The sequence below is a fragment of the Candidatus Omnitrophota bacterium genome (assembly GCA_028716245.1).
GTDB lineage: Bacteria > Omnitrophota > Gorgyraeia > Gygaellales > Profunditerraquicolaceae > UBA6249.
Genome location: JAQUQW010000001.1, coordinates 411,138 through 425,855, shown reverse-complemented (window position 1 = coordinate 425,855; position 14,718 = coordinate 411,138). Strand labels below are relative to the sequence as shown.

Annotated in this window: 12 protein-coding genes and 1 tRNA gene; all 13 read right to left on the bottom strand. The window is 43.0% G+C overall.

The window, feature by feature from the left end; all coding sequences use genetic code 11:
• Positions 1-2: 2 nt before the first annotated feature.
• The 13 genes from PHG87_02325 to panB all read right to left on the bottom strand — a co-directional run bounded on the left by PHG87_02325 (position 3) and on the right by panB (position 14,659).
• Positions 3-575, bottom strand: coding sequence for a hypothetical protein (locus PHG87_02325; GenBank protein ID MDD5477032.1), 573 nt, complete (start codon positions 573-575; stop codon positions 3-5).
• A gap of 35 nt (positions 576-610) precedes the next feature.
• Entirely contained in the window at positions 611-2,158 is a 1,548-nt protein-coding gene (locus tag PHG87_02320) for a glycoside hydrolase family 57 protein (protein ID MDD5477031.1), read from the bottom strand.
• A 73-nt stretch (positions 2,159-2,231) separates the two neighbouring features.
• A complete protein-coding gene (locus PHG87_02315; GenBank protein ID MDD5477030.1) occupies positions 2,232-3,563 on the bottom strand; it encodes an alginate export family protein in 1,332 nt (443 codons plus the stop codon).
• A 150-nt stretch (positions 3,564-3,713) separates the two neighbouring features.
• Entirely contained in the window at positions 3,714-4,178 is a 465-nt protein-coding gene (locus PHG87_02310; protein ID MDD5477029.1) for a hypothetical protein, read from the bottom strand.
• Complete coding sequence (locus PHG87_02305) at positions 4,175-4,828, bottom strand: histidinol phosphate phosphatase domain-containing protein (protein MDD5477028.1); 654 nt, start codon at positions 4,826-4,828, stop codon at positions 4,175-4,177. Before PHG87_02305 ends, PHG87_02310 begins: the two co-directional genes overlap by 4 nt.
• A gap of 9 nt (positions 4,829-4,837) precedes the next feature.
• Positions 4,838-4,911, bottom strand: a tRNA-Arg gene (locus tag PHG87_02300).
• Between the two features lie 3 nt (positions 4,912-4,914).
• Positions 4,915-5,445: an adenine phosphoribosyltransferase gene (apt, locus tag PHG87_02295; GenBank protein MDD5477027.1), complete on the bottom strand. Its 531-nt coding sequence runs from the start codon at positions 5,443-5,445 to the stop codon at positions 4,915-4,917.
• A complete protein-coding gene (locus PHG87_02290; GenBank protein MDD5477026.1) occupies positions 5,446-6,261 on the bottom strand; it encodes a sigma-70 family RNA polymerase sigma factor in 816 nt (271 codons plus the stop codon).
• A gap of 46 nt (positions 6,262-6,307) precedes the next feature.
• Positions 6,308-9,040 carry a pyruvate, phosphate dikinase gene (gene ppdK, locus PHG87_02285; GenBank protein ID MDD5477025.1) on the bottom strand — a complete coding sequence of 911 codons (2,733 nt, stop codon included), beginning with the start codon at positions 9,038-9,040 and terminating at the stop codon, positions 6,308-6,310.
• A 26-nt stretch (positions 9,041-9,066) separates the two neighbouring features.
• Positions 9,067-10,371: a glycine--tRNA ligase gene (locus PHG87_02280; protein MDD5477024.1), complete on the bottom strand. Its 1,305-nt coding sequence runs from the start codon at positions 10,369-10,371 to the stop codon at positions 9,067-9,069.
• Between the two features lie 133 nt (positions 10,372-10,504).
• On the bottom strand, positions 10,505-13,087 hold the full coding sequence (gene mgtA, locus PHG87_02275; GenBank protein MDD5477023.1) for a magnesium-translocating P-type ATPase: 2,583 nt from the start codon (positions 13,085-13,087) through the stop codon (positions 10,505-10,507).
• A 29-nt stretch (positions 13,088-13,116) separates the two neighbouring features.
• Entirely contained in the window at positions 13,117-13,845 is a 729-nt protein-coding gene (locus PHG87_02270; GenBank protein ID MDD5477022.1) for a hypothetical protein, read from the bottom strand.
• On the bottom strand, positions 13,835-14,659 hold the full coding sequence (panB, locus tag PHG87_02265) for a 3-methyl-2-oxobutanoate hydroxymethyltransferase (GenBank protein ID MDD5477021.1): 825 nt from the start codon (positions 14,657-14,659) through the stop codon (positions 13,835-13,837). The genes PHG87_02270 and panB overlap by 11 nt, the downstream gene beginning before the upstream one ends.
• Positions 14,660-14,718 lie beyond the last annotated feature (59 nt).

Here is a 14,718-nt window from a genome sequence, read left to right as displayed (position 1 = left end):
TATTATTTGATTACCTTTATATTATCAAGATAAACTATGCCTGATTTTTCGCGGGCGTTCCATTCTTCAATGCTAAAAGCCAATGCCTTCATCTGGGTCCAGTCGTTCATTTTAGCAAAACGGCTAAAATCCAAGTTTTCCTGCGTCCATTTACCGGAAATATCTTTCACGTAAACTTCGGATTTTTCATTAAAGCGGTTAATAAATTCCACCCTTAATGAAATTATATCTTTAGAGTTAGTTTTTCTTACGCTAAAGGCCAAGGCTTTATATTTGGATAAATTTAATTGTTTAAGGTTGATGGAAAAAGTTTCTCTTTTGGCGGGATCAAAGTTAAAATTTATTTTAGCCGAATCTTGATATAAAAATAAGGCGATTTGCCCTTTGGGACTGCGGTTATTAATATGGAAATAAGTAACCGCGCTGCCTAAACCTAAGGCGGTTACCAATCCCAAAATTACGATGCCCCATATTGCTTTAGGATAAGGGCTGAATTTATTTTTTTTCTTTGATGATTTAGAAGAGGCATCCAGATAAATATTCGCCAGATGTTCGTAGATTTCTTTCTTATTCATTTGAATATATCTTATAACACAAAACCCTATCTATGTCAAGGGGTTAAGGGCTTGGAGAGATATGCCGGCGGCTCTTTGTCAATTAGCTTATAAAAGTTAGTCAGGTGCAGCCTGAACAGCCGGTCAAATGAGCCATCCGGGTCTTCTCCTGCCCACCAGAACCAATCACTGCCCTCTAAGATATACATTTGCTTCCAGGCCAGCTCGCCTGGTTCTTTAGTTTCTTTTATTGCTTTGCGCGCCTGCGTCAGCCACTCCCAGGCTTTTACTTTATAGGGGCTGCCGATCCATTTGCCGAATTCTCCATAGATCCAGCTGCCCGCGCTTAAGTGTTTTATTTCTGATTTTTCCGGCGGGTTATTTTTTAAATATTCGCTGACGGTGGTAGTTTTTACAAAAGGCGCTTCGGATAGATGTTTATAAAATAATTCCAGGAAATCATGGCCGTCATTGCGGAAATATTCCCAGGCGTTTTCTCCGTCCATGGCTACGGTTACCAGGATATCCTTGTTTTTGAAGGTTTTGTGGATATTTTCCAAATGCGCCATAAAGTTATTTACCGCCTCAGTTTCTTTCATCTTGTGATAAGAGAAACCGATTAAATCCGAGAGGTTGCGGTCGCGAAAAACAATATTCAGCTCCCCCTCCTTCCTTTTTAACAGGTGAGGCTGATAAAGGAGCTTAGTGTCACGTTTTTTTATCTTTAAAGATTTAAATAAAATTGCCTCGTCGGTAACTACCCACTTTATCCCGGATTTAATAATAAACGGCAGGATCTCTTCGCTTACTCCTTCTTCCGACGGCCACATACCGTGCGGCGGACAGCCAAACCTCTCCCGATAATATTTTACTGCGCTGTCAATTTGATCTTTTGCGTCTTGCGGATAGCGAAACTCTTCTTTGGGCAAGATTGTTTTATGGTTTGCTTCTTTGGCGGTGTTCGTCGAGCAAAGAAGCGGCAAGATGGGATGATAATAAGGAGTAACGCTGATCTCAATCTGGTTATTCTGTTTAAAAAGGCAGTAGGCAGGGATAATTTCTTTTAAGATGCTTAACTGTTTATCCAGGACAGTTGCCTTATCCTGTTCATTAAAGAATCTTTCCTTTAAGACTATTTTTTTAAGTTCAGGGATATTCTGCCGGAAAGACGGATCGATCCAGGCCAGATTAAACAAAAGCTGCAAGTCCAGGTAATCCTGGGTCAAGAATTCCAGGCGATGGTGTTTTTTGAAGTGGAGTTGGTAATAACGCGGAAAAGTGGAGATCACTTTTTCGTTGTTTATGGAAAAGAAATTCTGCAGGACAAATTCCTGATCATGTTTGGATAATTCCGCTGCCGGTTTTTTACTTAACTCAAGATATTTATCGCTTACTTTTCCATTATTATAATCTTCGACCTGCTCGAATAAAGACGGCACAACATTAAAGGTTTGTTTGATCTTAGGGAATTTTTCCAGGATCTGTACCATATCCAGGTAATCCTTAACGCCGTGTAACCTGACCCAGGGAAGATCACTCTCTTGCGTTAAGAGGTCCTTATAATACGGCTGGTGCATATGAAAGATAAAGGCAAGATTTAACATGATTTAAGTATCAAGAAAAAACCCTCGGAGGATTTCTCCCCCGAGGGTTTCAAGTGTTTCTACATAAGTTGTATTAGAATATTACTTTCATTGATCCGATTAACTGGGTTGCATTGGCTGTTTTAGTGGTGAGCGCGTCACCTGCTGTAAAATAACCGCCGGTTAAACCAAACTGGACATCTTCAGTGTAATCATAAGTTATAGACCCGTCCAGCGCACTACCCAGATGTCTTTTTCCGGTATATGCTGTAGATCCTAGGTATGCAATTCCATTATCATAGGTGAATGGAGCAGTAAATGCCGCGCTATTCTTTTGTGCTACATCATAGTATCCATAAACTAAGGATACTGTAACATCATCAACCGGTTTCATGCTGCCTCTTAAATTATAAGCATTCATATTTGAAAAAGGTAGCAGCGTGTAAACTATACTGTTGAGTTTTTGATCGTAGAACATAGGATCCCAACCCTGATTTCTGGTGCCACCGGTGTTAGATCCGGAAAGAAAAGTATAAGAAGCACCGATCTTAGGAGTTGTCTTAACTTTGGCAAAAGTATAATCTGCCATTGCTTGTAAAGCCCAGGCATCATGCCTTTTTGCGCTAGCCATTTCAGTATTTTTGCCAAACTGATAGGCAGCTTCTAAAGAAGCGGCTAAATTCTCAATCGAAGAGTTGGAAATTAAAGCGCCAACTGTAGAGAGTTTATCATCTCTGCTGGTACCGATAGCAGCATTGTTGTTATTATCCTTAAGCCAATAATAGACAGAAACATCAGTCTTCTTGTTTAAAGCATATGCGGCATTCATACCAGTTAGGCTGACAGTGTTTCTGTCAACTGAATTACTTTGTTTGACTTGAGCATAAACTAAGTCCACAATTAATGGATCATAGTTTAAGGTTGCGCGGATTGCATCAAAAGCTTTTTGTTCCGTTAAGTCATTAGGAATGCTTGATGAACTACCGGCAATTTTTGAATTACCAATAACCAAACCGTTGCCGAATTTAATTTCCTGGCGGCCGACAGTTAGAGTTAAAGGCGAATACAAAAATTCTTTCATAGTAGCATAAGCGAGGTCGACATCAATATTTTGGTTATTGGTACTAGCAGCTCCGGAATCCATCTGTCCGTTCCAGATTCTTTCATTGATCAGTCTTACTGTCGCGATGACGTTATCTGTAAGATCTGCGTCAATACGTAATCTGACCTGAGACATTAAAAAGTTCTGCTTTAGAACACTTTTGTCTCCCGGATTTGAATTAATTAAGTTAAAGTGATTTCTGTCTACGCCACTTACTAAAATGTCTCCGGATACCTTTACATTCTGCACTTCTGCGTAGGCGGCGCTAAATGTCAGGCCGACTAGTAAAGCAAGCGCTAATACTAAAATCAAGCGTTTACCCATTTTTTTACTCCTCCTTTTTTTGTTAACTGTTTATGGATATATGGTTAACTAGGCTAATAATCTTATTGCCTAGGATAATTTCATTTGAATAATTTTTGCACATAACTCTATATTTGTCAAGAGTTTTTTTAAAACAGGGTCCGGTTTAGTTTATTTTACCGGCGCCCTGGCCTTTTTAGCCAAATTTTGTGATTTTGGGCCAAGAGAAATAGTTAAAATTACGGTATTACCTTTGGGTTCTATAGTGATAATACAGGTTTCATTTTCACGTTCGAAGTTGATCAACCTCTGCCCGTACTCGACGATGTTTACCAGGTTCCAGTTGTATATCGCCATTTGCTCCTTATAGAAACCAATTACCTGGTCGGCATTGGCTTTGCCCTGGTATTTTAAAACTCCTACGCGCACCCCCGAGCTTTCAAAAGAATATGATGCCTGGGGCAGGGATTTTAAGCCTACAGGCACCGGCACATCGCTGAATTTTAAAATTGCCTGAGGTTCAAGCGCTCCCGAGTTTAGGGATTTTGGATTATCGGAAAAAGTCGAGCAGCCTAACAGGGCAATAGCCAGCAGGCAGCTTATAGAGATAAAGGAAAAAGGTTTTGCAAACTTCATTTTACCTCCTTTTTGGCTAAGAGTTCTTTTATATTTTGATAAATTGTGTTAATTTCAGTTTGGGTTAATCCGGAATCCAAGCCTTCCTTGATTAATTGGCCCGGGGTAATAATATCTTCCGGAGTATGGCTGTCGTTGTTTAAAATTAATTTTGCCCCGAATTTTCTGGCCTGATTGATTACGTGGGTATTTGTTTCTTTATGGCCGCGGCGGCTGGTGATTTCCAGAAACACCCCGCGTTCTTTGGCAAGTTTTGTATCTTCATCAGTAATTAATCCGGGGTGGGCCAAAATATCAATATCAGCCATTAAGGCTAAATGATTAGTATCTTTTGCAACAGGCTCAACCGGAGTTTCTCCGTGAGCAATAATAATTTTAATTCCTTCTTTTCTGGCCAGGGATGCCAGCGGTTTAAACTGTTCAGGAGGCAGGTGGGTTAATTCGATTCCCGGTAAAACTTTAATTCCGGAATTCTTCGGCCAGCGTTTACAAAATTCCACAATTGCTTTTGCGGTTTGTTTGATGTTGCTATAGTCGGCATGGTCGGTGATGGCGATCACCTTATAACCTTTATCCTGATAGCGTACCGCTACCTCTGACGGGAGCAGGTCACCGTCGCTTAAAAATGTGTGCGCGTGTAAGTTATACATAAAGTTAAGTGCCCCTGGCAGGAATCGAACCTGCCGCACGCAGTTTAGGAAACTGCTGCTCTATCCTTATGAGCTACAGGGGCAGATTATTCTCCTTTAAACTTAATCAAAGAATACACCGGATACTCTTTGAGCTTATCTTTTCCTTTTAAATCCACCAACTCTATGACAAAAGCAATTTCTGCGATATTTCCTCCCAACTGGCTGACCAGCTCAGTTGCCGCCTTAACCGTTCCGCCGGTAGCCAAAAGGTCATCGATAATTAAAACTTTTTCACCGGGAGCAATCGCGTCTTGGTGGATTTCCAAAGTATCCGTGCCGTATTCCAGCTGGTAAGTCGTAGAAATTGTCTTAGAGGGGAGTTTTCCTTTTTTGCGCACCGGCACAAACCCCGCGCCGATTTTATAGGCGACTGCGGCTCCAAAAATAAATCCCCGCGCCTCCACCCCGACGACTTTATCAAACCCCTTTGCTTTGTACCTCTTGGCTAACAAATCAACGGCTTTTTTAAAAGCTTCTTTATTTTGAATTAAAGTAGTGACATCGCGGAAAAGAATTCCCGGTTTAGGGAAATCAGGAATGTTTCTTATGGATTTTTCCAACAGAGAATTATTCATCTAAAGCTCCTTTTCCTGGCTGACGACGAATTTCCTTAGTTTCCTTAAAGCCGTCTCTTCAATCTGGCGGATCCTCTCGCGGGAAACTCCCAGTTTTTTGGCAACCTCAGCCAAGGTCTGCGGTTTATCGTTAGCCAGGCCAAAACGCAGGTTTAAAATTTCCTTTTCCCGCTCTGACATAATTTCTAAAAGGTTATCCAGCCTTTCCCGGTTAAGCAGCCGTTGGATGCCGGCGTCCGGCGGCACGGCATTTTTATCTTCCACTAAGTCCGATATCTGATTTTCATCGGTTTCCCCGATTGGCGCTTCCAAGGAGGAAGTGGTGCTGGACATCCAGAAATTAATCTGGTCCATTTTTTCAGGGGAAAGTTTTAATTTCTTGGCGATCTCTTCATTTGAAGGGACGCGTTTTAATTTTTGGCTTAAGCTCTCTTTGTTCTTTTTCCATTTGGTGATCAAGTCGTTCATATACACCGGGACGCGAATCATCTTTCCTTGTTCGCTGATTGAGCGGGTAATTCCCTGTTTGATCCACCAGGCAGCGTAAGTTGAGAAACGAAAACCCTTACGGTGATCGAATTTTTCAACCGCCTTCATCAGCCCTAGGTTCCCTTCTTCGATCAGATCAAGAAAAGGTGTCCCCAGGCGCATGTATCTCTTGGCGATATTAATTACTAAACGCAGATTGGCGCGAATCATTTCTTTGCGCGCCATTTCATCCCCCTTGCGGATCCGCTTATTTAACTCGATCTCCTGCTTGGCAGTCAAAAGAGGTATCTGCCGGACTTCTTTAAGATATGTTTTTAACGCTTCCATCGTTTTTATTGGGGACGGTTCTCTTTAGAGAACCGTCCCCTGTTATTTACTTTTTGTTTTTCAATACAGCTTGCGCTGCGGCTAATTTTGCGATCGGGACCCTAAAAGGCGAGCAGCTGACATAATCCATACCTATATTATGGCAGAACTCCACGGATTTAGGCTCACCGCCGTGTTCCCCGCAGATTCCCACTTCTAATTTTTTATTGGTTAAGCGTCCGCGCTTGATACCTAATTTAATCAGCTCGCCGATGCCTTCCTGATCGATGCTTTGGAACGGGTCTTCAGGCAAGATTTCTTTTTTAAGGTATTCCGGCAGAAAACCGCCGATATCGTCTCTTGAAAAACCAAAACCCATCTGGGTCATATCATTGGTCCCAAAGGAGAAGAATTTGGCGATACTTGCCAGTTTATCGGCGACAAAAGCCGCGCGGGGGATCTCAATCATGGTTCCCAGTAGAAATTTCAATTTCTTCAATCCGTATTTTGCCAGCACTTCCTTATAAATCTTTTCGGCAATGGCAAATTGATCCTCCAGTTCTTTTACATCGCAGACCACCGGGATCATAATTTCCGGATACGGATCTTTGCCTTCTTTAACTAATTCCGCGGCTGCTTCTAAAATCGCGCGGATCTGCATAGCGCTTACTTCCGGATAGGTAATTCCCAGGCGCACTCCGCGATGCCCCATCATCGGGTTGGATTCATGCAGGCCTTCGGCCCTCTTGGATAACTCCTGCATACTGATCTTTAAGTCGGCTGCCAGCTGCTCAAGCTTTGCCTGCTCGCGCGGCACAAATTCATGCAGCGGCGGGTCAAGCAAACGGATAACCACAGGATATCCATCCATGGCTTCGATCGTTCCCTTAATATCTTTTTTCACAAACGGGAATAATTCATCCAAGGCTTTTTGCCGTTCCTCAAGCGTATTGGAAACAATCATTTTACGCAGCAGGAATAATGGTTGATCAGCGCCACGGCCGTAGAACATATGTTCGGTGCGGAAAAGCCCGATACCTTCGGCTCCAAACTGCAATGCTTTTTTGGCATCATCCGGGGTATCCGCATTGGTACGAACACCTAATTTTCTTACTCCGTCGCACAGCTTTAAAAACGCCGAAAGAATCATATTTTCTTCGGAGGCATCCATCATCGGCAGCTTGCCTTCATAAACATTGCCTTTGGTTCCGTTTAAGGTAACCCAGTCCCCTTCTTTAAGGGTTTTATTATCCATATGCACCAATTTATTTTCGGTATCAACATGCATCGCGTTGCAGCCGACAATACAGCATTTGCCCCAACCGCGGGCAACTAAAGCCGCGTGGCTGGTCATTCCTCCCCGGGCGGTAAGGATCGCCTGGGATGCCCGCATTCCTTCAACATCTTCAGGATTGGTCTCTTCGCGCACCAGGATTACTTTTTTTCCGGCTTTAGCCCATTCTACCGCGTCATTGGATGAAAAGACAATCTGTCCGCTTGCTCCTCCCGGTCCTGCCGGCAATCCTTTGGCAAAAGGCTTGACCGTTAATTCTGTTTTAGGGTCGATAATCGGGTGCAGTAATTCATCAAGCTGTGATGGAGTTACCCGCATTACCGCCTGTTCCTTTTTAATCATTTTTTCTTTGACCATATCTACTGCCATGCGTACGGCTGCCGGGCCGTTGCGTTTACCCACGCGGCATTGGAGCATAAAGAGCCTGCCTTTTTCAATGGTAAACTCAATATCCTGCATATCATGGTAATGTTTTTCCAGCCGGTTCTGGATGGAATACAGTTCTTGGTAAATCCTGGGCATTGCTTTTTCCAAAGTAAGCAGTTCTTTATTGTGGCTTGAGGTTGAATATTCATTGATCGGAGCAGGAGTGCGGATACCGGCAACTACGTCTTCACCCTGCGCGTTAATTAAATATTCACCGTAGAAATTATTTTCTCCATTTCCCGGGTTACGCGTAAAGGCAACTCCGGTTGCCGAATCATCTCCCATATTTCCGAAGACCATGGTCTGCACGTTTACGGCTGTGCCCCATTCATCCGGGATATTTTCGATGCGGCGATAGCTGATCGCGCGTTTTCCGTTCCAGGAAGAAAATACCGCGCCAATCCCGCCCCACAATTGCTCCACAGGTTCATCGGGGAATTCTTTGCCCAGGACTTCTTTGATCCTGATTTTAAACTGTCCGCAGAGTTTTTTGAGGTCGTCGACATTTAAATCCGTATCGCTGGTATAGTTTTTGGATTTTTTAAGCTGGGCCATAATAACTTCCAACTGCTTACGGATTCCCTCTTCTCCTTTAGGTTCGATACCGGCGGCTTTTTCCATAACGACATCAGAGTACATCATAATCAGCCGGCGGTAAGCATCATAAACAAAACGGCTGTTTGAGCCGCTTTGTTTAACCAGGCCGGGTATAGTTTTTTCAGTCAGGCCGACATTTAAAACTGTCTCCATCATTCCGGGCATGGATTTTCTTGCTCCGGAGCGCACTGAAAATAGAAGCGGATTATTGGCATCTCCGAATTTTCTGCCCATTAGTTTCTCCACCTTTTCCAGGGCGGCCATAACTTGAGCTTTTAATTCTTTGGGGTATTTCTTTTTATTCTGATAATAATATGTGCAGACTTCAGTGGTGCAGGTAAAACCTGGAGGCACAGGCAGCAATAAATCTTTATTTCCGGCCATCTCCGCGAGGTTGGCGCCTTTGCCACCCAAAAGATTCTTCATGCTCTCATTACCGTCTGCTTTACCGCCCCCGAAAGAGTAAACATATTTCTTTGCCATTACTTTTTAAACCCTTCCTTTCCTAATTAAGTTAGTTGGTTGATCAAATATTCTTTTAATTTATCGATTGAAATCCTTACTTGCTGCATAGTGTCGCGATCGCGCACGGTTACCTGTTTATCTTCCAGTGTTTGCACATCCACAGTTAGGCAGTAAAGAGTGCCTACTTCATCCTGCCGGCGGTAAAGCTTGCCGATTGAGCCGGTATCATCATAAACTGCAATCGTAATTTTTTTCAGCTCCTGGGTGATTTTTTTAGCCAGCTCAACAATCTCCGGCCGGTTTCTCAGAAGCGGCAGCACCGCGACTTTAACAGGTGAAAGTTCTTTGTTTAATTTTAAGACCACCCGGGTATCTTCCCTGACTTTTTCTTCATGATAAGCGTCAATTAGAAAAGCCAAGACTGCCCGGTCAACGCCGCCGGAAGGCTCGATTATATAAGGATAAAATTTTTCTTTTGTGGAGTCATCGAAGAATTGCAGGTCTTTGCCGCTGTATCGGGCGTGCTGCTTTAAATCAAAATCCGAGCGGTTGGCGATCCCCTCCAGCTCCGACCAGCCAAAAGGAAAATTATATTCAATATCCAGGCAGGCATGGGCATAATGCGCTAGTTCATCTTTACCATGCTGGCGCAGCCGCAAGTTTTCTTTTTTAATTCCCAGCCCCAGATACCAGTCGAAGCGGTTTTTGACCCATTCTTGATGAGCTTTTTCGGCATCAGCCGGTTTAACAAAATATTCAATCTCCATCTGTTCAAATTCGCGGGTGCGGAAGGTAAAGTTTCCCGGAGTGATTTCATTGCGAAAAGATTTTCCGATTTGGGCTAAGCCAAAAGGGAGTTTGGGGTGTTTTGAATCCAGGATATTCTGGAAATTTACAAACATACCCTGGGCAGTTTCCGGACGCAGGTGGATTGAGTTAGAGGCATCTTCTATCGGGCCCTGGTGAGTCTTAAACATTAAATTAAACGGGCGGGATTCGGTAAGTTCACCGGAACATTCGGGGCAAATAGATCTATCTTTTAAATCCGCGGTCTTAAAACGTTTTTTACATACCTTGCAGTCGCTTTTTAAATCAAAGAAATTTTCAACATGTCCGCTGGCTTCCCAGACCTTAGGGTGCATAAGAATGGCGGCATCCATGCCTAAGACATCATTTCTCTCATAGACGCAAGCCTTCCACCAGGCGCGTTTAAGGCTATTTTTTAATTCTACGCCGTAGGGGCCGTAATCCCAGGTATTGCTTAAGCCGCCGTAAATTTCGCTTCCCTGGAAAATAAATCCCCTGCGTTTGCACAGGGAAGCAATCTTATCCATTAAGTTTTCTGCCATAGTCTTTTATTTTTAACTTAAATTAAGTTAAAAGTCAAGTGAGATTATATGCGCGGGTCCTGCCGATGACTGTTTCTCCTCCGCCTGAAGCGTCGTCGAATCCAGTCATCGTCACCCGCTATAAGAGCGTACATTATTCATAACCGTATTTTCGGATAAACCATTTTTTGACTGCTTGCACAAAAAATAAATACGTAACTACCATAATGAATAAGGCTAGGAAGTACATCGGAGGCGGTTTGACAAATCCAAAAGGTTTAGCCAGCGGAGTAAACGGTATGGCCATGCCTATGGAAACGATGATCACCGACATGAACATTAAGAACCGGCTTGGCCGGCTCTCGATAAAAGGGATTTTTCCCGTCCGGATTATATGGATCACCAAGGTCTGGGTGCACAATGATTCGATAAACCACCCGGTATGAAAAAGCTCGGCTTGGGCGTGAAAAATAAATAACATCACCCCGTAAGTAAGAAAGTCATATATCGAGCTGATTGGCCCGATAATTACCATAAAATTCCGGATATACTTAATATTCCAGGGCCGGGGTTTAATCACGTATTCTTTATCAACCTGATCCGTAGGTATGGCTATCTGCGACACATCATAAAGGAAATTATTGAGAAGTATCTGGATCGGCAGCATCGGCAAGAAAGGCAGAAACAGGCTGCCGCCGGTCATACTGAACATATTGCCGAAGTTGGAGCTCGAGCCCATTTTAATGTACTTAACGATATTTCCGAATGTTTTCCTGCCTTCGATTACCCCGTCCTCTAAGACCATCAGGCTCTTTTTAAGCAGGATGATATCCGCTGATTCTTTGGCGATATCTACGGCGTTATTCACCGAAATGCCGACATCCGAAGTTTTTAAAGCCGGAGCGTCGTTTATGCCGTCACCCAGATACCCCACAATGTGGCCGTTTACATGGAGAGCGGCAATCACTCTTTCCTTTTGCATCGGCGACAGCCGGGCAAAAATATTGGTTGTTTTTACTAATTCCCGCAATTGGAGATCATCTGATTTTTCGACCCGCTCCCCGGTAACCAGCCCCTTAACGTCCAAGCCAACCTCACTGCATATTTTTTTGGTAACCAGTTCGTTGTCTCCGGTTAAGACCTTAAAATCTATTCCTAACTTTTTAAGCGCTTGGATTGCCCTTCTGGCGCTGGGTTTGGGAGGGTCAAGAAAAGCGATATAGCCTTTAAGGATCAATTCTTTTTCATCGTCTTTTGAATAGGCCTCTTTATTATTTTCGAAATTTTTATAGGCAATGGCCAAAACCCGGAAACCGTCGGCGCTTAAAGAATCGAATTCTTCCTTTAAATCCGAAATAATCAGCGGGTCGATGTCAAAAATTTCTCCGTCCAATTCATATTGCAGGCATCTTTTGAAAATCTCTTCCGGAGCGCCCTTGGAAATAATTTTGTGCTTGTCTTCTGCCGCCACCACTACCGACATGATTTTCCTGGAGAAATCAAAAGGTATCTCATCTATTTTTGTATATTCCTGAACCAGTAATTTTTCATGTTTAAGGATTGCCCGGTCTAAGAGGTTTTTCAGTCCGGTCTGATAAAAACTATTAATATAAGCGTAACGTAAGGTATCGGCGTCTTCTTTTCTGACCACATCGCAATGTTTTTCTAAGATAATCTTATCCATGGTCAGGGTGCCGGTCTTATCCGTGCATAAGACATCCATGGCGCCGAAATTCTGGATGGAATTAAGGCGTTTAACGATCACATCTTTTTTGGACATGGCGATAGCGCCTTTAGAAAGATTTAAGGTTACGATCATCGGCAGCATCTCCGGGGCAAGCCCGACGGCCACGCCCAATGAAAAAAGCAGGGCTTCGATAAAATTTCCGTGCCGCAAGGCGATGATCGCAAAAATAAATACCACCATACAAACCATTGCTTTGACCATGAGCATGGTAAATTTGTTTACACCTTTATCAAAACTGGTTTCAATGCGCATGGTTGCCAGTTTGCGGGAAAGTTCGCCGAATTGAGTAGCGATACCGGTTTTGATGACTACCGCCAGGGCGGTCCCGCTGACCACGCTTGAGCCCATAAAAGCGATATTGGTCAATTCGGTTATGGAATTATTTTTTGGCGTAATGGGTACGCATATTTTTTCGATTGGGAAGGATTCGCCGGTCAAAGAAGCCTGATTGATGAACAGGTCTTTGCAGGATATGATCCTTAAGTCGGCAGGGATCATGTCTCCTGCGAAAAGGTCAACTATATCCCCGGGGACGATTTCCCGGATGCTTATTTCTTTGGATTTTCCGTTACGCAGCACCGTGGCGGTAGTGCGCACCATTTCGCTGAGTTTTTCGGCGGCTTTACTGGCGCGGTGCTCTTGGATAAAAGCAAGCATCACGCTCATCACCGCCATAAGGAAAACGATCAGGGCGCTGATTTTCTCGCCGAAAAACAACGAAAAAGCGCAAATAACCAGCAATACTATAACCAGAGGGTTAAGGAACTTGGAAAAAATTTCTTTAAGTATGTTGCGTTTCTTTTTCTTGGCTGGCTCATTGAGCCCATACTCCAGAAGCCGTTTTTTGGCCTCTTGTTCCGTAATCCCTTTTTGCGAAGTTTTTAATTTATCAAAAAGGACCTCTTTAGCGCATCCCAGATAATCAAAATCCAATATCTGGTTTTTTGGGCCGATATTTATTACATTATTTTTTGTTTTAAAAATATCCATGGTTAATTGTTCTTTGGTCAATTTTATAATTATTTAATCGGCTTTAGCGTTGAGATTATTGCAAATACGTTGTTTAGGTCCAGGCGCGCTCCGCCATCTTTTATATATACTTTAAAAAAGTTGTCTTTTTCATCAAGGACATTGCAATCAAAATAATTATCCGGTTTTGCCATTGTGTAATTGATGAAACCTTTAATCTGGCCTAATTCGAATTTGATCATTTTAGCCGTGCTTTGGTTTCCGATATCAGGAGTAAATACGCTTTTCATAATCACAAAGAAGGCGTCGGTGATATTATTAACTTGGTCAAGATTGGCACGCATAAGGCGGCGGAGGAATTCGGCATTATCCTTTATCCCCTGTTTTCGCACGTCCGGGTAAAGCTTGATAAATGCCCCCGGTTCCTGGAACAAAAGATAAATAACCGCTTTATTATTGGTGTGATTATTAAAATGATTTTTTTTGTAGTAGACCCGTTTGATTAATTCCTGCACCAGGGTAAAGCCCCTGGGTACCGCAACCGACATTTTCGGGAAATTCTGCGGAATTAAGGTGTCCAGATATTCTTTATTAATTTCAGGCTTAAAGGTAGTATCTTGCGGCTGCATGCAGAGAATAGGGATGTTTTTACAATTTCCTATGCCGTAGGAGATATACTGCTTTAGGATATTTGGCCCGGCAAACTTGATTACAAAAGCCAAACTTAAACTAAGCACAATTATACCGATTAAATATTTGAAAAACCGTTTAGTTGCCATGTAGTTTTTTAAATTCCTCTTCTTTGATCGTAAAAGAATGCTCTAAATCCGGGAATTTTTCTCGGATAACTTCGTCTTTAAAATCCTCAACAGCTTTTAGAATTATCTCAGAAAGATGAGCGTATTTTTTGACAAATTTCGGGGTATAGCGTTCAAAGAGGCCCAGCATATCGTTAATAACCAGGACCTGCCCATCGCAATGTACCCCTGCTCCAATTCCGATAGTCGGTATTTTAATTTTTTTAGTAATCAACTCGGATATTTTATCAGGCACGCACTCTAAAACAACAGCAAAGCACCCCAATTTTTCTAATGCCACAGCTTGATCAATCAGCTTTTGGGCGGCTTGGGCGTCCTTGCCTTGCACTTTAAATCCTCCGATTTTATCCGCAGTCTGGGGAGTCAAGCCGATATGGCCCATAACCGGTATACCCGCGTTAATGATCTGTTTGGTTATTTCCGGGCAGAGCGCAAACCATTCTAATTTAACTGCCTGAGCTCCGGTTTCTTCAATAAATCGTTTTGCGTTTTTTACCGCATCTTGCGGATTAGCCTGATAAGAGTCAAAAGGCATATCCGCGATAAGCAGGGCGCTTTTAACAGCGCGCCTTACGGCTTTGGTATGATGCAGCATTTCAGCCATGCCCACTTGGGTAGTTGATTCCAGGCCAAGCACAACATTAGCCAGTGAGTCTCCGACCAGGACCATGTCTATTCCCGCCTTATCGACTAGATTAGCGGTAGGATAGTCGTAAGCAGTGAGCATGGTAATTTTACGTTTATTTTTTAATTCCAGGATATCTTTAATGTCCATATTTGTTCTTAAAAATAAAATAAATTAAACTGACCAGCCAGCCGGTTATTAAAAAAACT